Origin of the sequence: Gilliamella apicola, from assembly GCF_003202915.1 — a bacterium.
In the GTDB taxonomy this organism is placed as follows: Bacteria; Pseudomonadota; Gammaproteobacteria; order Enterobacterales; family Orbaceae; genus Gilliamella; species Gilliamella apicola_Q.
On the sequence record NZ_QGLP01000007.1, the window covers coordinates 110,612 to 128,875 of the forward strand.

Genomic DNA, 18,264 nt, shown 5'->3' on the forward strand with positions numbered 1-18,264 from the left:
TTTCGAAAGTCTTAAAAGTGCAAATCAGATTCGGAATTTACCATATCTGCCAAAGATTGTCCAAGTAAGGATTATAAGAGGTTATTTAATCAATTTTGCAATTTAAAAAACCTCGTTCCTCAACTTTTTTGACTAAATATTTAATTGATTATTTGTTAATAAGTCCGAATTAGAAAGTGCAAACAAACGTCAAACCGCTAGCCCCCACAAACATAGTTGTTCAAGTGCTGGGCCAATTTTTTCACCCAGTGGCGTTAATTTATATAACACCTTAAGTGGTGGCTTTTTGCCATAGACACTGCGAATAATAAGCCCATCTTCTTCCAGTTTTTTTAGTTGGATAGTTAGCGTCATATCAGTGATTTCGGGAATCAAGATCTTTAACTCACTAAATCGTTTTTCACCAGACAGCAGATAATAGAGAATAACCCCTTTCCACTTTCCACCGATTAAATCCATTGCTAAACTTATTGGACAATAATAAATTTTATTGTTATAGCGTTTTAGCGGCCGTTCTTCAGCACTTTGCATAAATATTCCTAACTATACTATCAAGTTTGATAGATATTGCTTAAAAAGTATTAATCACTAAACTAAATAGAGTAACTCTATTTTTTATAGTATAAAAATAAAGGAAATATTATGCCATTAATTATTTTAGGCCATCCCCATTTTGAACAATCAACAGCCAATAAAACTATTGTTGCAACTTTACAAAATAAAGTTAAATATCTTGAAGTTCGAAATATTCATCAGCTTTATCCAAACTACCAAATCAATGTAGCGGAAGAACAATCCGCATTACTAAGACATGAGCTAATCATTTTACAATACCCAATGTATTGGTTTAACATGCCAGCGATACTGAAATTATGGTTTGATGAAGTGTTTACCTATCAATTTGCCTATGGTTCAAAAGGCGATAAATTGAAAGATAAAAAATTACTTACCAGTTTAACTATCGGCCAAGTTGAGCAAAATTATAGTGATTATGACGTTGATATTATCAATCATCTGCATGAACCAGTAAAACTATCAACACTTTATAGCCAAATGCAATACCTAACACCGATTGTTTTATATGGGGTATCACCTGTAACCTCTGAGCAAAATGATATACAAGCTAAAGCAAAACAACATAGTGAAAAATTAGTAGCGCTGATTGAAAAATATCGTTAATAGTTTAATTGTGATGATCCATGTTTAAAGCATAAATCATCACGCATAATAACTACACTTTATTTAACACCGCATAAAAGAAACCATCACCGCCCAATTCAGTCGGTAAAAACTGTCTTAGTTCCCCCTGCTGTTTGGCATTAGGATTTTCTTTTAAAAAACGGCAAATCTGTAATTTATTTTCTTCTGGTAATACGGAGCAAGTGGCATAAACTAAAGTGCCACCTGTTTTTAAATAAGGCCATATACGAGTTAAAATAGCATATTGCAACTCAGTAAGTTGAGCAATATCGCTATCACGACGCAACCATTTTATATCTGGGTGACGACGAATAACGCCGGTCGCCGAACAAGGTGCATCGAGTAAAATACGATCAAACAGGCGCCCATCACACCACTTTTCAGGGGTTAAACCATCACCGACTTTGACTTGCGCATGCTGTTTGAGCCGAGTTAAATTTTCATCTATTCGTTTAACTCGGTTGGCATCAACATCTACAGCTAATACATTAGCTGTTGGCGCTAGTTCTAAAATATGGGTGGTTTTACCGCCAGGTGCAGCACACATATCTAAAATCTGCTCACCATTTTTAGGGGCTAATAGATAAGCCGCATATTGTGCCGATAAATCTTGTACGGTTACCGCGCCTTCAGCAAAAAACGGTAATTTATTCACATTCACCGCTGTAGTTAAGCGAAGCGCACCGGGGATATCAGCACAACTCTCGGAAGCAATTTGCTGCGCTTGAAGTAGTTGTTGGTATTCACTTACCGAATAGTGATTAAGATTAACTCGCAGCCACATCGGTGGCTTTTGATTATTCGCCGCAACAATTGCTTGCCACTGCTCTGGATAAGCTGATTTTAAACGATTTAATAACCAACTAGGATGTAAGGTCTGACTAATTTGTTGTTTACTATCTTGCTGAAATTTTTGTTTTAATGATGCCTGTTGGCGTAAAAATTCACGTAAAACACCATTAATCACACCTTTTAATTGCGTTTTTTTTAAATCATTAACCGCACCAACTGTTTCAGCCACTGCGGCATGCTCAGGAATTCGGGTATAAAGAATCTGGTAAAGTCCGACCAATAATAGATAATGTAAAACTCTATTTTTACCCGTCAGCACTTTTTTCATTAAATGATGAATATAGAAATTAAGCTCTGGCAATACGCGCATCACACCAAAGCTGATCTCTTGAATTAGTGCTTTATCTTTATCGGCAACTTGGTGATTTAAAGATGCTAACGCGGTACTGAGTGATTGCCCGTCTTCAAGCACCGCAAAAACAGCTTTTGCACAAAGCGCACGAATGTTTTGGTATGACTTTTTATTCATAACTAATAATAGCCTTAATTCTTTGTATTGATTAAAGAATCAATGATCCCACCCAACCAGCAATAAATAATGGAATATTAAAATGGGTAAAGGTTGGAATAACACTATCTCTTATATGATCATGCTGACCATCACTGTTTAAACCAGCTGAAGTGGCTAAAATAGTATCTGAAGGCGGTGAACCTGCGTCACCAATCGCTCCTGAGGCACCAATTAAACAGACTGTAGCAATTGGTGAAAACCCTAGCTGAACACATAGTGGAACATAAATAGCCGCAATAATAGGTACCGTTGAGAAAGATGAACCAATACCTAGGGTAATCACCAAGCCAACTAACATCATCATAAAAGATGCCACCACTTTGTTACCGGCAAATAACGCAGCACTATTGACAACTAATGGTTCGATTTCATGAGTCTGTTTTAGTACTTCAGCAAATCCTTGCGCAGATATCATCACAAAGCCAATCATCGCCATCATTTTGATACCATCAGTAAAGATTCCGTCTGCTTCGCCCCATTTAATTGACCCTGATACGATAAAGCAAATAAAGCCGATTAAAGCACCTAAAATCATCGATCCAGTATAAAGTTGCACGGTAAAAGAAAGAGCGATGGCTAATAGTGAGACAATAAGTGAACGCGTACTTACATTACTAAATGCTTCAGCATGACTCTTTTCATGAATAAGTTTATACTCTCTTGGTTTACGATAACTGATAAAAATAGCCCAAAGTAGACCAACAAACATCCCCAAAGCCGGAATAGCCATTGCATGCATAACATTAACATGACTAACATCCATTCCTGACGAAATAATGTTTTTTAACAAGATTTGATTTAAGAAGATATTACCAAATCCAACCGGTAAGAACATATATGGGGTAATTAAACCAAATGTCATAATACAAGCAATCATGCGTCTATCTAATTGTAGTTTCGACATCACATATAAAAGTGGTGGAATTAACAACGGAATAAAGGCGATATGAATTGGGATAATGTTTTGTGAGGAAATACTAACTAAGCCAATAATAATAATTAACAACCATTTAATCCGTGTTTTCGCATCATTGGTCGTTAATTGTTTGATAGCTTTATCAGCTAATAATTCTGGTAATCCTGATTTTGAAATTGCCACCGCAAAGGCACCAAGCATAGCGTAAGATAGAGCAATATTAGCCCCATTACTTATCCCGGTATTAAAAGCATCAATCGTTTCTTTTAGTGTTAAATGACTACACAAACCACCGACAAATGCCCCAATAATCAAGCTAATAACCACATGAACACGGCAAAGCGAAAGTACCAACATTAAAATGACCGCAACAACAACTGCATTTACTGAGGAAAATAGCTCAAAAATAGTATTCATAGATAGATTCTTTGTAGCGAGAGAAAGGTGGTTATTCTAGGCGATAGCTATTTAAAGTGCAATTGTTAGTATACGCTTACTGCGGATAAATTATTTTTTTAGGCAAAACAAAAGAGAACTTATTAGCAGTTTAATGTTTGTGTAGCTAATTAAACATAATTAATTTAGGAATTAAAAAAACATTACTGTTATTAACCACTTTAATTAGCGTTCAAGTTCATTTAATGTTCAATATGGTATTGGTCTAAATAAACCTTTATAATAAGCAGTCATTATCATAATATTGTGGTAATAACTACAATATTATGCAAATTTGCTAACAGCTATACAATAATGTATATATACTTGAATTAACGTTTCTTATTTTAAAATAAGATAGCAATTTACAGCTTAAACATTCATTATTAAGTTGGTAAATGAATAACTTAACATGATTTAAGTATACAATTAGCAACAAAGTATGAGGTTTATTTTTATGTTTTCTTGGTGGACAAAAATCTATTTTTCACTAATTCAGATCCCTGTTAAGCTTTTTGTTAAAAGTAAACCCATTCCAACTGATCCCATTACTGAATTGGAGCTCGATATCCATCGGCCAATTTTGTATGTGCTACCTTATAACTCTCAAATTGACTTAATGGTAGTGAGATCACTTTGCCTTAAATATGATTTACCCGATCCGTTATTAGGCATTGAGATCAATGGTAAAACTGTACCGGCTTATATTTATATCGATAAAGGACCGGGCATTTTTGCTTCAAATAAGCAAAAAAGTAAAACAATTGAAATTTTAAGAGAATATATTTCAGCTCACCAACAAAATGATGAACTGGATATCCAAATGTTGCCAGTATCTGTGATGTTTGGGCGGAAACCGGATAAGGAAGGCAAAAAAATCCCTTCACTGCAAGTGTTAGGGGCTACCTATAAACTGTATAAAATCTTAATTTCTGGTCGTGACTGTTATACTCGGTTTTCGCGAACAGTATCTTTTAAAAATATTAAAGTTAATGATAAACAAGATATTTCTGTTCTAGCGCATAAACTTTCGCGGGTAGCACGCATTCATTTTGCCAAACAACGAACTGCTTCTGTTGGGCCAACATTGCCGGTTCGACAACAAATGCTCAATAAATTATTAACGAATCCAGCGCTTGCTGAAGCAATAAAAGAAGAAGCTAAAAGTAAAAACATTGGGCTAGATAAAGCCCAAAAGAGTGCTTTATCCCTGTTGAATGAAATTGCGGCTAATTTTTCTTACCGTATGTTGAGAGTGACTGATTTTGTTCTCACTTGGGCTTGGAATAGGCTTTACCAAGGTTTAAAAGTCACCAATGCTGACCCAGTCCGAGAGCTAGCAGAAAATGGTCACGAAATAGTTTACGCGCCATGTCATCGCAGTCATATGGATTATTTATTGTTATCTTATGTACTTTATCGACAAGGATTGGTGCCACCACATATTGCAGCCGGTATCAATTTAAATTTCTGGCCTGCCGGTCCTATCTTTAGACGCTTAGGGGCATTTTTTATCCGTCGTTCATTTAAGGGTAACAAACTTTATACTGCGGTCTTTAGAGAGTATCTAGCAGAATTATTTATTCGCGGTTATGCCGTCGAATATTTCATTGAAGGTGGGCGTTCACGTACCGGAAGACTACTCGATCCTAAAACTGGAATGCTGATGATGACAGTCCAAACTTTATTACGTGGTGACAATCGCCCAATCACAATTGTTCCTGTCTATATCGGTTACGAACATGTTTTAGAAGTTGCCACTTATGCTAATGAGCTTCGCGGTGCTAAAAAAGAAAAAGAGAGTCTATGGAGTACCATTAAAGCCTTCTTAAAATTAAAAAAATTAGGCTTTGGCTACGTTAACTTTGGTAATCCAATACCTTTAAATCAATTTCTAAATCAACAAATACCTGAGTGGCGAGATGCGATTGATCCAAGCGGAATGCAGCGTCCTAGCTGGTTAACGCCAACAACTAACCTACTTGCCAAACAAATAATGGAGCATATCAACTCTTCAGCGGCAATTAATGCCATGAATTTATGTTGTTCAATATTGTTAGCTGCTGACCAATGTACATTAACCAAAGTAAAATTATTAGAAAATATTGATTATCTCTTAAAATTATTAAAAAACATTCCTTATTCTGATTTGATTACCATTCCTGATCAAACTGCTGAACAGATGTTTGAGCATGCCAAAGAGATGGGTAAATTTGTTATTACCACCGATGAAGTGGGTGAAATGGTGGGATTAACTACCGAACAAGCGGTATTGATGACCTATTATCGCAATAATATTCAACATTTACTGATTATACCGGCAATTGTGGCTAGAATTTTACTTAAGAATAATCGCATTTCAGCTGACGAAGTACTTAGACAAGTAAAATTACTCTTTCCTTTAATAAAATCTGAATTATTTTTATATCATAATGAAGAGCAATTAACTGAATATGTGAATAAAATTATTGAGACATACGCTGAATTGAATCTAATCAGTTATGCACCGGATAAATTAACGTTGAATTACTTGAAAATGTCAGGATTACAGTTGTTAGCATCATCATCCCGAGATACATTGCAACGCTATGTCATCGCATTTTCATTGTTACAAAAAGATCCAACCATTAGTCGTGCAACATTAGAAAAAGAAGGGCGTTTAATTGCAGAACGGTTATCAATATTACATGGTATAAATGCCCCTGAATTTTTTGATAAAGGTGTTTTTTCAACCTTAGTTGCTTCACTTCGTGAACAAGGTTATTTAGATGATAAAGACGATGCCAATTTAGCGAAAATTGACACTATGAATAAAATACTTAAACCATTAATCACCAACCGAGTAATGCAGACAATTGACGAAATTAATCCATCATAATTAGATTATCTAGGGCTTACCTGATTATTTTGGGTAAGCCTTATAAACACAATCATTAAATAAAACATCAACTTTTCTATCTTTATCACTATTTTTTAAATAATTTTATTCTTTCAATACCCATAATTAAGTAATTAAATAAATAGTGCAACTATTTTTTTGACATATGTCAACCTTTTCAATATTTATCCCTTTATTTCCATCCAATTAAATATTATCATTACAATTAATAAGGATGTTAATGATATCCCCCCAAAAAACTAAATTATAAAATGTAATGTCAGCTTTTTAAGGAGTTCATATGCTATTTAACCGAAGACAGTTCTTTAAGATCTGCGCTGGTGGCATGGCAGGAACAACAGTTGCTACCCTCGGACTGGCGCCGAGTATAGCGCTTGCAGAAACTCGCCAATATAAATTATTAAAATCAAAAGAAACGCGAAATAATTGTACCTATTGTTCCGTTGGATGTGGAATGCTCCTTTATAGCCGAGGAGATGGTGCTAAAAATGCCGAATCGTCTATTTTTCATATTGAAGGCGACCCGGATCATCCCGTTAGTCGTGGCTCACTTTGTCCAAAAGGCGCCGGTGTGCTCGACTATATTAAAAGTGAACAACGGGTTAAATATCCTGAATATCGTGCTCCTGGTTCTGACAAATGGCAACGGATTAGTTGGGATGAAGCAATTGATCGTATTGCACGATTAATGAAAGCTGACCGCGATAAAAATTTCCAAGAGAAAAATGCACAAGGTACAACCGTTAATCGCTGGACAACAACCGGCTGGTTGGTTACCTCAGCAGCGAGTAATGAAACGGGGTGGTTAGCCTTTAAAGTTGCTCGCTCATTAGGGATGTTAAGCCTCGAAACCCAAGCTAGGGTTTGTCATGGTCCTTCTGTTTCTAGCTTAGCTGCGACATTCGGTCGAGGCGCGATGACCAATAATTGGAATGATATCAAAAATGCTAATGTGGTTATTGTTATGGGCGGGAATGCAGCAGAAGCCCACCCTGTTGGATTTAAATGGGCAATTGAAGCCAAAATTACTAACGGCGCGGAACTGATTGCGATTGATCCACGTTTTCATCGAACGGCCTCCGTCGCCGATCATTATGTACCAATTCGTGCTGGTTCTGACATTGCTTTTTTACTTGGCATTATTAACTACCTTATCTCACATAACGAAGTAAATTTTGAATATCTGGTTACCCACTCTAATGCCAGTTTAATTGTCCGTGATGATTTTAACTTTGATGCTAATAATGGTTTGTTCAGTGGTTATGATGCTGCTAACCGCCAATACGATCAAACCAGCTGGGCATATCAAAAAGATGAAAATGGTTATGCATTAAGAGATAAAACCCTAAGTCACCCACGTTGTGTATGGAATTTATTAAAACAACATGTAAGTCGCTATACGCCAGAAATGGTAAATAAAGTTACCGGTAGTCCAATAGATGGTTTTTTACATGTTTGCCGTTCACTCGCCAGTACCAAAACCAACGATCGTGCAGCAACTTTCTTATATGCCTTAGGTTGGACTCAACATACTTATGGTTCGCAAATTATTCGTACCGCGGCAATGATTCAATTGATTCTTGGTAATATTGGTGTCATGGGGGGCGGTATAAATGCGCTGCGTGGTCACTCCAATATTCAAGGTTTAACCGATGTTGGTTTACTCTCTAATCGTTTGCCTGCTTATCTTGACTTACCAAAAGAATCGCAAACTTCACTTGAGCAATATCTGACAGAAAAAACCCCTAAACCACTTGGTCCAAATGAGGTCAATTTTTGGGGGAATTACCCGAAATTCTTTGTTAGCTTTATGAAAGCAATGTATGGTGAGAATGCCACTCAAGATAACAATTGGGGATTTGATTGGTTACCAAAATCGGATAAAACCTATGATGTTTTAAGATTCAGCAAAATGATGCGTGATGGTCAAGCTAACGGTTTTATTTGCCAAGGTTTCAACCCATTAGCAGCTCTTCCTGATAAAAATAGTATTCGTGATGGATTATCTAAGCTTAAATTTTTAGTTAGCATTGATCCAATGCCAACCGAAACCGCTGAGTTTTGGAAAAACCATGGCGAATCCAATGATGTTGATCCAAGCAAAATTCAAACCGAGGTATTTAGGCTTCCTGCTAACTGCTTTGCAGAAGAAAACGGCACAATTGTTAACTCATCACGTTTATTACAATGGCACTGGGCAGCAGCCAGACCACCTTACGAATCACTTTATGATCCAGAGATTATTGCCCGCATTTACCTAAGAATTAAAGAGCTTTATAAAGAAGAAGGTGGTGCTTACCACGAACCAATTAACAATTTAAGCTGGGATTACCTAGATCCAGAAGGCCCATCGGCTGAAGAACTCGCTAAAGAGTGTAATGGTCGAGCATTAGCAGACTTAACGGATAACAGTGGCAATGTCATCCTGAAAAAAGGTCAACTATTAAGCGGTTTTTCACAATTAAAAGCTGACGGATCTACCTCATCAGGGATCTGGATATTCTGTGGCTCTTGGACTGAGCAAGGTAATCTAATGGCTCGCCGCGATCCTAGTGATCCATCAGGTAAAGGTATCCATGCTGGTTGGGCATGGGCATGGCCAATGAATCGACGAGTATTGTATAACCGAGCCTCTGCCGACGAAAATGGTAAACCATGGGATCCAAATCGAGTGTTAATCAAATGGAACGGTACAAATTGGGATGGTAATGATGTCGCTGACTTTACCGGTACATTATCACCAAGCTCTGGTGCCGGTGCATTTATCATGAATAATGACGGTTTAGGTGGATTATTCTGCTTAAATCGTTTGGTTGATGGTCCATTCCCTGAACATTATGAGCCATTTGAAACACCAATTTCCAATAATCCTATGCATCCTAAACAAGTTAATAGCCCAGTTGCTCGAGCATTTAAAGAGGATTTAGCTCGCTTAGGTAAAGCAGATGAGTTTCCTTATGTTGGCACCACATACAGTATTACTGAACACTTCCACTTCTGGACGCAACATGCGAGATTAGCATCCATCACACAACCGGAACAATTTATTGAACTGAGTGAAAATCTTGCTAATAAAAAAGGCATAAAACTAGGTGATACGGTTAAAGTTACCTCATATCGAGGTTACATCAAAGCCAAAGCAGTTGTGACAAAACGTTTACCAACTTTGACAGTTGATGGTAAAGAGATCGAAACCATCGGAATTCCAATTGTATGGGGATTCACTGGGCAAACGAAAAAAGGCTTCTTGGTTAATGAATTAACACCACATTTAGGTGATGCTAATTCACAAACACCTGAATATAAGTCGTTTTTAGTTAACATCGAAAAAGTTACCACAGCGGCATAAGGAGGGAGATAAATTATGTCATTACAAACTCAAGATATTATTCGCCGCTCAGCAACTAACGCTTTAACCCCTGCACCTCGGGCTCGAGATTATCAGCAAGAAGTGGCTAAATTAATTGACGTTACCACCTGTATCGGTTGTAAAGCATGTCAGGTAGCTTGTAGCGAATGGAATGATCTGCGTGCCGAAATAGGTAATAGCGTCGGTGTTTATGACAACCCTGCCGACTTAGAACCTAAAGCATGGACCGTTATGCGCTATTCAGAAGTTGAAATTAATGGCAAATTTGAATGGCTTATTCGTAAAGATGGTTGTATGCACTGCGCCGATCCCGGTTGTTTAAAAGCGTGTCCATCAGAAGGAGCAATCATCCAATATGCAAATGGTATTGTTGATTTTCAATCGGAACACTGCATAGGGTGCGGTTATTGTGTTGCTGGTTGTCCATTTAATATTCCGCGTGTCAGCAAAGAAGATAATCATTCGTATAAATGCACATTATGTGTTGATCGCGTCGCAGTTGGCCAAGAGCCAGCTTGTGTAAAAACTTGCCCAACGGGAGCGATTCATTTTGGCACCAAACAAGATATGATTCGTCATGCCGAGCATCGAATTACTGATTTGAAAAAACGTGGATTTGAACACGCTGGTCTCTATAATCCAGAAGGTGTGGGTGGCACACATGTTATGTATGTTTTACATCATGCCGATCAACCTGAACTTTATCATGGCTTACCAAAAGACCCGCAAATTAGTGAAATTGTTAAATTCTGGAAAGGCGCTTGGAAACCATTGTCGGCGGCTACTTTTGTTGCCACTTTTGGTGGATTACTGTTCCACTATATGGGAGTAGGTGCAGTTGAAGTCGACGAAGAGGATATTGAACACGAGAAAGAAGCGGATAAACAAGCAAGAACACGTTTAGGACTACCGATTTTTGGCCGAAAAAATAGCCCTAATTCATCACAATCGGAGGCTCGTCATGAATAAGAAAGGAATGATATTAAGAACATCACTTATTGTACGCTTCTGTCACTGGTGTATGGTCTGCCTGTTTATTTTAACTGCATTATCTGGTTTAGCGCTGTTTTTTCCATCCATTAAACTATTTGGATTATTCCTTGGCACTCCACAATTGCTAAGAGCCCTACATCCTATCATTGGTTGTGTGGTCTTCTTTTTACTCATGTTTATGTTTATCAAACTCGCTCATCACAATATTCCAAATAAAAATGACCTTTTATGGATTAAAAACTTTAAAAACGTCATTATGGGAAAAGAAGAAGGCATTCCAATTGGTAAATATAATGTTGGTCAGAAATTTTTATTCTGGTGCATTATGAGTTTAATCTTTGTACTATTTGTTACAGGCTTAATTATGTGGCGTCGCTATGTTTCCGATTATTTCCCAATTCAAATAGTCCGTATTGCCATATTTTTACATTCTTTTGCAGCTATATGTCTTATTTTATTAGCCATTGGGCATGCTTATATGGCACTTTGGGTAAAAGGTTCAATAAAAGGTATGATAACTGGCTATGTTTCTCGAGCTTGGGCGCTTAAAAATCATTCATCATGGTACGAAGAAGAAATGAAAAAAGTTTATCAGCAAGAACTTAATGCCGAAAGTGAAACTAAGGTTGAACAATCACCGCAAACTGAGCAAAAACCTGCTTTATAAAGTCTAATAGTAGATCTGCTGATATTAATCAGCAGATTAGCTAAATGGCTAAATCAATTCTGGATAAAACCTCAAAGTGGTAATCAATAATGAGTATAAAAATCATTTCGCAAGAACAACTCGAACAACAAAATATAAGCTCAGTAATTAGGCAGATCCCATTGCTATTTTATCCATCAACGAAAACACTTTATATTCACCGCGCGGCACGTTTAAAAACTTTAGCCGAAAATAACCCATTAAGCGATTATTTACTATTTTGTGCAAAAATAGCAGAGCAACAAGCCAAATTAATTAACCAACAAAACACTATTGAAGCACCAAATTTACTCAATAATGACTTAGCGCCATTAAGTTTAGAGAATTTACCATTAAATGATATTTGGCAAGATTATTTATCTGAACTATTAAATTCTTTTTCCGATACCAGCGAACAAATCGATGCCGTAATTCAACGATTAAAACAAAATAATCCTGAACAACTTCAAGAAAAAGCAATTAGTTTACTACAAGGTAAATTTGATCTAGTCGAAGGCAACGAATCTATATTTATTTGGTCTGCATTATCGGTTTATTACAGTCAACTGGCTAATCAAATTAAAGGAAAAGCAGTCGCTGAAAATACTGATCAAAGTTGGCTATGCCCTGTTTGTAATAGCCTACCGGTTGCTAGTGTGATTCAACTTGGCGGTAATAATGGTTTAAGATACCTTCATTGTAGTTTGTGTGAAAGCGAATGGTATGTACCACGGGTAAAATGTACTTGTTGCGATAATATGCAAGATATCCAATATTTCTCATTAGATAACGAAATGGCAGCAATAAAAACTGAATGTTGTGATGCCTGTCATAGCTATCTGAAAATTTTAGATCAAGATAAAGATCCTCACATAGAAGTTATTGCCGATGATGTAGCATCATTAATCTTAGATATAAAAACAGAAGAAGAAGGATTCGCAAAAAGTGGGATAAACCCATTTGTTTTTGCACAAAAATAAAATTTTCAATTAGGAACATTTTATCTTTTTATAATAATTAATTATAAAAATATTACTTAACATTTTAAATTATTAAGACTAAAATAATATCACTGTACTAGTTTATGAGTTCTTGATAATGAAACGTTATTTATTATTGATAGTGATGTTAGTAATTACATCATTTTCCTGTTTAGCTGATACCATAAAAAATGTTGCGATAACAGCAATTGTTGAACATCCTTCATTAGATCAAATCCGTGATGGGGTAAAAGACGAGTTAATCGCAAGTGGTTTTAAATTGAATGAAAACTTACAGGTACAATATCGAAGTGCCCAAGGTAGTAGTGCTACAGCCGCACAAATTGCACGCCAATTTGTCGCAGCTAAACCTGATGTTATCGTCGCTATAGCGACACCAAGTGCCCAAGCAACGGTTGCCGCGACCAAACAAATCCCAGTCATCTTTGCTGGAATTACCGATCCAATTGCAGCTAAATTAATCAAAAACTGGGAACCAACACATAACAATGTTACAGGCGTTTCAGATTATCAAGAAATAGGCCCTCAAATTGAGTTTATGAAGAAAATTGTACCTAATGTAAAAGCTGTAGGTTATATTTATAGTCCTAGTGAAATTAACTCAACTGTAGTGCTAAAAAACCTACAACAGCAACTTAGCCAACAAAATATATCATTAATAGCGGTACCTGCTCAACGTACCGCAGATATCTCAACTGCGGCCAATACACTTAAAGGAAAAGTTGATCTTATTTACACCACCACAGACAACAATGTCGTTTCGGCATATGAATCATTAGTTAAATTTGCCAATGAAAATAAAATTCCACTTTTAGCGTCGTTTCCTGATGCTATTGAACGTGGAGCTGTTGCGGCTTATGGCATGAGCTATTATGATGTTGGTCGTCAATCTGGCAAGCTAGTAGTGCGAGTTTTAAATGGTGAAGAGCCAGGTAATATTAAACCAGAAATTGGACAAGCATTGCGTCTCGTCGTCAATACCGATGCAGCTAAAAAGCAAGGAATTGTTTTATCACCAGAGGTGATTAAGTCTGCCTATAAAGTTGTTGGTCAACCATAAAATCCTATCTTCAAATAAATGCAATCCTTTACGCTTTTTAATGGGTAAAGGATGTGCAAGCCCTTATTTTCCGCAAGCAAAAATATTTTTAATTTATCATTGGTAAAACGGCGTTATTAACAAGGGTTTTCTATAAAATGTAATATAATATTTACACTTATACTTTCTTTTAAATATAGAAAATTATCTGTTTTTGCTTTATAGTGAATAAAAATTTAGATTGGTTGTAAAATAAATATTACAGGAGTACCAAATGCGAAATTCAATCATCAAACTTTTCATGTTACTTAGTTTGTCAGCAGTAACATTTTATTCATCAGCAGATGATAAATCTGAGCAAAAATATGTCGCAATCACCTCTATTGTAGAGCATCCTGCACTCGACAATGTTCGCAAAGGTGTTGAAGATGAATTAAAAGACAATGGCTATATTGCAGGTCAAAACTTAAAATTGCAATTTGCTAGTGCCCAAGGTAGTAGTGCTAATGCAGCGCAAATCGCTAAGCAATTTGTTGCCAATAAACCTGATGTTATCGTTGGAATTGCCACACCAAGTACCCAAGCTTTAGTGGCGACAACCAAATCAATTCCTATCGTGTTTACCGCAGTTACCGATCCGGTTGCGGCTAAATTGACACCAAGTTGGGATGCGTCTAAAACCAATGTAACCGGTGTGTCAGATGCCTTATCATTAGAACCACAAATCGATATGATGTTAAAAATTAAACCTGATGCCAAAAATATTGGTTACGTTTACAGTCCGAGCGAAGTAAATTCAACAATTGTACTTAAAGAATTACAAATTGCACTCGAAAAACGTGGCATGAAAATTATTGCTGCTCCAGCTCAACGCACATCAGATATCTCAACCGCTGCAATAAGTTTGAAAGGAAAAGTTGATTTGATCTACACAACCACCGATAATAACGTGGTTTCAGCTTATGAAGCGTTAGCAAAAGTTGCCAATGAAAACAAAATTCCTCTTGTTGCATCAAATCCAGAGTCGGCTGAACGAGGTGCTATTGCAGCTTTGGGAATGAGTTATTATGATCTTGGTCATCAAGCTGGTAAAATTGTTATTCGAATTCTTAACGGTGAAAAACCAGGTGATATTCCACCACAAATAGGTAATATCACACAATTAATAATTAATAAAAAAGCTGCTGAGCGTCAAGGTATCACTCTATCTGAAGAGGTATTAAAATCAGCGGCAAAAATTATTGAAAAATAATTTATTAAACCGTTTTTTAATAACTAAACCGCCAATTTTGGCGGTTACTTTTTAGTGGATTTTTTCATGTCATTTGAATTTTTATTAGGCTCAGTTGGAATAGGACTTATTTACGCATTAGTTAGCTTAGGTGTGTTTATATCATTTCGGTTACTCGATTTCCCCGATCTCACTGCTGATGCGAGTTTCCCGCTTGGTGGAGCAATATGCGGCTTATGTATGTATGTTGGTATTGACCCATGGATTGCAACCTTTTTAGGTATGTTCGCCGGATGTATTGCTGGTGCAATGACAGGGCTACTATATGTTAAACTTAACATATTACAACTACTGTCAAGTATTATCGTGATGATAGGTCTCTATTCAATAAATCTAAGAATTTTAGGTTTAGGCCCTTATCTTATGGATGAAACCCCGAGAATGGCTGGTTCGCCAAATCTATCTTTACTCGATGCCAGAACGATTTTCTCTCCATTTATTAATGAAGATTATAGTAATCAATACTTAGTGCAACCACTTATGGTTTTAGCTTTTGTTGTGGTATTTTGGTTACTGTTAAATCTATTTTTAAATACGCAAATCGGATTGGCACTAAGAGCAACGGGTACTAATCAACGCATGGCAAAATCCCAAGGAATTCCCACTGGTGCTATCACTATTTTAGGCATGGCCATCTCAAATGGCTTAATCGCACTTGGCGGTTCTTTATTTGTGCAAACACAAGGTGGAGCCGACATTACTATTGGTGTAGGTACTATCGTTATCGGTCTGGCGTCAATCATTATCGGTGAAAGTATATTTCCAACCAAACGCATCTGGGCGGTGATGATGGCTGTTATTTTCGGCGCAATCTTATATCGTTTATTTATCGCCTTTGCGCTTAGCAATGAATATTTACAAGAGATCGGTGTGGGTACAGAAGATCTAAATCTTATTACCGCAATATTGGTGGTTTTAGCTTTAGTCTTACCAAAACAACTGAAAAAATACTCAAAAAGAAGAGGGAAGTAAGCATGATTAAAGTTGGACAATTACAATTGACGTTTAACCGAGGAACGCCAATTGAAAATCATGTATTACGAGGTTTAAATCTCTATATCAAAAAAGGTGAGTTTGTTACTATAATCGGTAGTAACGGTGCAGGCAAGAGCTCGTTACTTAATGTTATTAGTGGTGACCTGATTGCCGATTCGGGTCATGTGATTATCAACAATAAAAATGTAACACGTTGGCCAGCATGGAAAAGAGCCGGTATGGTTGCTCGAGTATTCCAAGACCCAATGGTAGGAACCTGTGAAAACCTGACCATTGAGGAAAACTTAGCGATTGCTTACAATCGAGGGAATAATTTTACTTTACGACCCGCTTTAAATCGCAAACTGCGTGTTCTATTTAAAGAAAAACTCGCAACCCTAAATTTAGGCTTGGAAAATAGGCTAGCAGATATGATGGGCTTACTATCAGGTGGACAAAGACAGGCAGTAAGCCTTTTAATGTCAACGTTACAACCATCAAAGATCTTATTGCTCGATGAACACACTGCAGCTCTCGATCCCAAAACAGCGCAATTCGTTTTAGATTTAACTAATGAAATTGTATTAAAAAATAAGTTAACCACTATGATGGTTACCCATTCAATGAAACAAGCATTAGAGTATGGTACGCGAACAGTGATGCTTCACCAAGGGCAAGTGGTACTTGATGTATCCGGAGAACAGCGAGATAAATTAACCGTTACCGATCTCTTAGATATGTTTGAAAAAACGCGTGGGGAAAAAGTTACAGACGATGCCTTACTTTTAGGTTAGTCTTTGAATTAGAAAGCAATATTTATTAGAAGAATATTGCTTTTTTATCCTATATTAATATCTATAATGTTTCTTTTAATTGTCGGCGGACATTCATTAAGGCAAAACCTAGCAAATTTTTACCTTTCCACATTAATGGATTCTCAATGTTAGCATCATCTTCAGCTAATCCTATTCCCCATATTTTATCGACAGGACTTGCTTCTACCAATATTCTTTCTTTAGTTGATAAGATAAAATCAGTTAACTTAGGATTCTGAGAAAACTTGGCAAAATTACCTCTTATAACTATATTTGAACAGTGTTCATCCCAAATATGCGGTATAAAGCCGTTTACTTGACGTCCTAACGACTTTGCTAATCCAGGAGAACTAGCTGTAAGTATTTTTGATAAAATTTGCTCATCACCAAATAATCGTGCTTTCTCAGCCATCATATAATGTTCAGCCGTTGCATAGTAAATATTATCAATCTCGAAACGACTAGGATACCATTGGCTAAAACAACATTTTGTTATGATAGAAGAAGGTTGCTTTTGGGTATGTCCCCAAAAGTATAAATATTTAAATCGTTTACCGCTGCTATATTGTTTACGTAATTCCAATAAATCCATATAAATTCCTTATCATCACTAATGAATATGTTATAGGTATTTTCTTCGAATACCAATATAGTTTTAGTAAAAAACAGATTTTAGTTTTCAATAGAAAAAACTGCATACCATTAATATATAATATATTTAAAATAATTAGGCCTACCAGAAATATTTAAGGCTATGTATGATGTGTATAAGAAAGATAACCTTGATTGCTATGATTAAGGTTTTGTATAAAAATCATGTAACTTTATAAATAAAAAGTATTTTTTATCCCCAAATGCAAAAAACACGGCATTTCTGATGAGCTCTTTCTTACAACTATATTTCTGAACAAAGATATACTAATAAAAATATCGTAATCGCTATTTATTTTATCACTCTCGCAAAGTCCACTATTAATAGTTCATCAAATATTGAATTACCACTCTACTCGTCAATTCAAAAATGTGTGAATGCTATACAACTAATAGATTGCAATTCTCGGTGCTCTACATAGTGAAAAGATTGAATTAATAGATCTGAAGAATAGATTGTTTATAAATATGTTTTTATTAATCTTAGAATGCAAAAAAGCCCAGCATTGCTGCTGGGCTCGTATATTTAAAAGTCTGGCGGCACCCTACTCTCACATGGGTAATACCCACACTACCATCGGCACTACGGCGTTTCACTTCTGAGTTCGGCATGGGGTCAGGTGGGACCACC

At 36.4% G+C, this 18,264-nt stretch carries 14 protein-coding genes and 1 rRNA gene; 10 read left to right on the plus strand and 5 right to left on the minus strand.

What is annotated here, in order from left to right:
- Nucleotides 1–189 precede the first annotated feature (189 nt).
- On the minus strand, nt 190–531 hold the full coding sequence (locus tag DKK79_RS12380; RefSeq protein ID WP_110424350.1) for a winged helix-turn-helix transcriptional regulator: 342 nt from the start codon (nt 529–531) through the stop codon (nt 190–192).
- Between the two features lie 111 nt (nt 532–642).
- On the opposite strand from DKK79_RS12380, the gene DKK79_RS12385 reads away from it, so the two are divergent.
- Nucleotides 643–1,179: an NAD(P)H-dependent oxidoreductase gene (locus tag DKK79_RS12385; RefSeq protein WP_110424351.1), complete on the plus strand. Its 537-nt coding sequence runs from the start codon at nt 643–645 to the stop codon at nt 1,177–1,179.
- A 52-nt stretch (nt 1,180–1,231) separates the two neighbouring features.
- On the opposite strand, the gene rsmB is transcribed toward DKK79_RS12385, so the two are convergent.
- Together rsmB and DKK79_RS12395 are read right to left on the minus strand one after the other, a co-directional pair.
- Complete coding sequence (rsmB, locus tag DKK79_RS12390; protein WP_110424352.1) at nt 1,232–2,521, minus strand: 16S rRNA (cytosine(967)-C(5))-methyltransferase RsmB; 1,290 nt, start codon at nt 2,519–2,521, stop codon at nt 1,232–1,234.
- 31 nt (nt 2,522–2,552) lie between these two features.
- Nucleotides 2,553–3,896 carry a Na+/H+ antiporter family protein gene (locus DKK79_RS12395; protein ID WP_110424353.1) on the minus strand — a complete coding sequence of 448 codons (1,344 nt, stop codon included), beginning with the start codon at nt 3,894–3,896 and terminating at the stop codon, nt 2,553–2,555.
- Between the two features lie 475 nt (nt 3,897–4,371).
- On the opposite strand from DKK79_RS12395, the gene plsB reads away from it, so the two are divergent.
- From plsB to DKK79_RS12440, 9 genes are all read left to right on the plus strand, one after another.
- On the plus strand, nt 4,372–6,792 hold the full coding sequence (gene plsB, locus DKK79_RS12400; RefSeq protein WP_110424354.1) for a glycerol-3-phosphate 1-O-acyltransferase PlsB: 2,421 nt from the start codon (nt 4,372–4,374) through the stop codon (nt 6,790–6,792).
- Nucleotides 6,793–7,093: 301 nt separating this feature from the next.
- Nucleotides 7,094–10,162, plus strand: coding sequence for a formate dehydrogenase-N subunit alpha (gene fdnG, locus DKK79_RS12405; protein ID WP_110424355.1), 3,069 nt, complete (start codon nt 7,094–7,096; stop codon nt 10,160–10,162).
- A 15-nt stretch (nt 10,163–10,177) separates the two neighbouring features.
- Complete coding sequence (fdxH, locus tag DKK79_RS12410) at nt 10,178–11,152, plus strand: formate dehydrogenase subunit beta (RefSeq protein ID WP_110424356.1); 975 nt, start codon at nt 10,178–10,180, stop codon at nt 11,150–11,152.
- Nucleotides 11,145–11,843: a formate dehydrogenase subunit gamma gene (locus tag DKK79_RS12415; RefSeq protein ID WP_110424357.1), complete on the plus strand. Its 699-nt coding sequence runs from the start codon at nt 11,145–11,147 to the stop codon at nt 11,841–11,843. The genes fdxH and DKK79_RS12415 overlap by 8 nt, the downstream gene beginning before the upstream one ends.
- An 89-nt stretch (nt 11,844–11,932) precedes the next feature.
- Complete coding sequence (gene fdhE / locus DKK79_RS12420) at nt 11,933–12,841, plus strand: formate dehydrogenase accessory protein FdhE (protein WP_110424358.1); 909 nt, start codon at nt 11,933–11,935, stop codon at nt 12,839–12,841.
- 118 nt (nt 12,842–12,959) lie between these two features.
- Nucleotides 12,960–13,922 carry an ABC transporter substrate-binding protein gene (locus DKK79_RS12425; RefSeq protein ID WP_110424359.1) on the plus strand — a complete coding sequence of 321 codons (963 nt, stop codon included), beginning with the start codon at nt 12,960–12,962 and terminating at the stop codon, nt 13,920–13,922.
- A 235-nt stretch (nt 13,923–14,157) separates the two neighbouring features.
- The gene (locus DKK79_RS12430; RefSeq protein WP_375334999.1) at nt 14,158–15,153 is read left to right on the plus strand and encodes an ABC transporter substrate-binding protein; all 996 of its coding nucleotides are present in this window, start codon (nt 14,158–14,160) and stop codon (nt 15,151–15,153) included.
- Between the two features lie 66 nt (nt 15,154–15,219).
- Nucleotides 15,220–16,164, plus strand: coding sequence for an ABC transporter permease (locus tag DKK79_RS12435; protein ID WP_110424361.1), 945 nt, complete (start codon nt 15,220–15,222; stop codon nt 16,162–16,164).
- A gap of 2 nt (nt 16,165–16,166) precedes the next feature.
- Nucleotides 16,167–16,961, plus strand: a complete 795-nt coding sequence (locus DKK79_RS12440; protein ID WP_110424362.1) for an ABC transporter ATP-binding protein — start codon at nt 16,167–16,169, stop codon at nt 16,959–16,961.
- 61 nt (nt 16,962–17,022) lie between these two features.
- Here the strand turns inward: DKK79_RS12440 and DKK79_RS12445 are convergent, their stop codons facing one another.
- Together DKK79_RS12445 and rrf are read right to left on the minus strand one after the other, a co-directional pair.
- The gene (locus DKK79_RS12445) at nt 17,023–17,574 is read right to left on the minus strand and encodes an NADAR family protein (protein WP_110424363.1); all 552 of its coding nucleotides are present in this window, start codon (nt 17,572–17,574) and stop codon (nt 17,023–17,025) included.
- Between the two features lie 591 nt (nt 17,575–18,165).
- A 5S ribosomal RNA gene (rrf, locus tag DKK79_RS12450) occupies nt 18,166–18,264 on the minus strand; the annotation flags it as partial.

Coding starts and splice junctions, on each gene's coding strand:
- DKK79_RS12425 (WP_110424359.1), top strand. CDS start 12,960: ATGAAACGTTATTTATTATTGATAGTGATGTTAGTAATTACATCATTT.
- DKK79_RS12445 (WP_110424363.1), bottom strand. CDS start 17,574: ATGGATTTATTGGAATTACGTAAACAATATAGCAGCGGTAAACGATTT.
- plsB (WP_110424354.1), top strand. CDS start 4,372: ATGTTTTCTTGGTGGACAAAAATCTATTTTTCACTAATTCAGATCCCT.
- rsmB (WP_110424352.1), bottom strand. CDS start 2,521: ATGAATAAAAAGTCATACCAAAACATTCGTGCGCTTTGTGCAAAAGCT.
- fdnG (WP_110424355.1), top strand. CDS start 7,094: ATGCTATTTAACCGAAGACAGTTCTTTAAGATCTGCGCTGGTGGCATG.
- DKK79_RS12385 (WP_110424351.1), top strand. CDS start 643: ATGCCATTAATTATTTTAGGCCATCCCCATTTTGAACAATCAACAGCC.
- DKK79_RS12435 (WP_110424361.1), top strand. CDS start 15,220: ATGTCATTTGAATTTTTATTAGGCTCAGTTGGAATAGGACTTATTTAC.
- fdhE (WP_110424358.1), top strand. CDS start 11,933: ATGAGTATAAAAATCATTTCGCAAGAACAACTCGAACAACAAAATATA.
- DKK79_RS12440 (WP_110424362.1), top strand. CDS start 16,167: ATGATTAAAGTTGGACAATTACAATTGACGTTTAACCGAGGAACGCCA.
- DKK79_RS12380 (WP_110424350.1), bottom strand. CDS start 531: ATGCAAAGTGCTGAAGAACGGCCGCTAAAACGCTATAACAATAAAATT.
- DKK79_RS12395 (WP_110424353.1), bottom strand. CDS start 3,896: ATGAATACTATTTTTGAGCTATTTTCCTCAGTAAATGCAGTTGTTGTT.
- fdxH (WP_110424356.1), top strand. CDS start 10,178: ATGTCATTACAAACTCAAGATATTATTCGCCGCTCAGCAACTAACGCT.
- DKK79_RS12415 (WP_110424357.1), top strand. CDS start 11,145: ATGAATAAGAAAGGAATGATATTAAGAACATCACTTATTGTACGCTTC.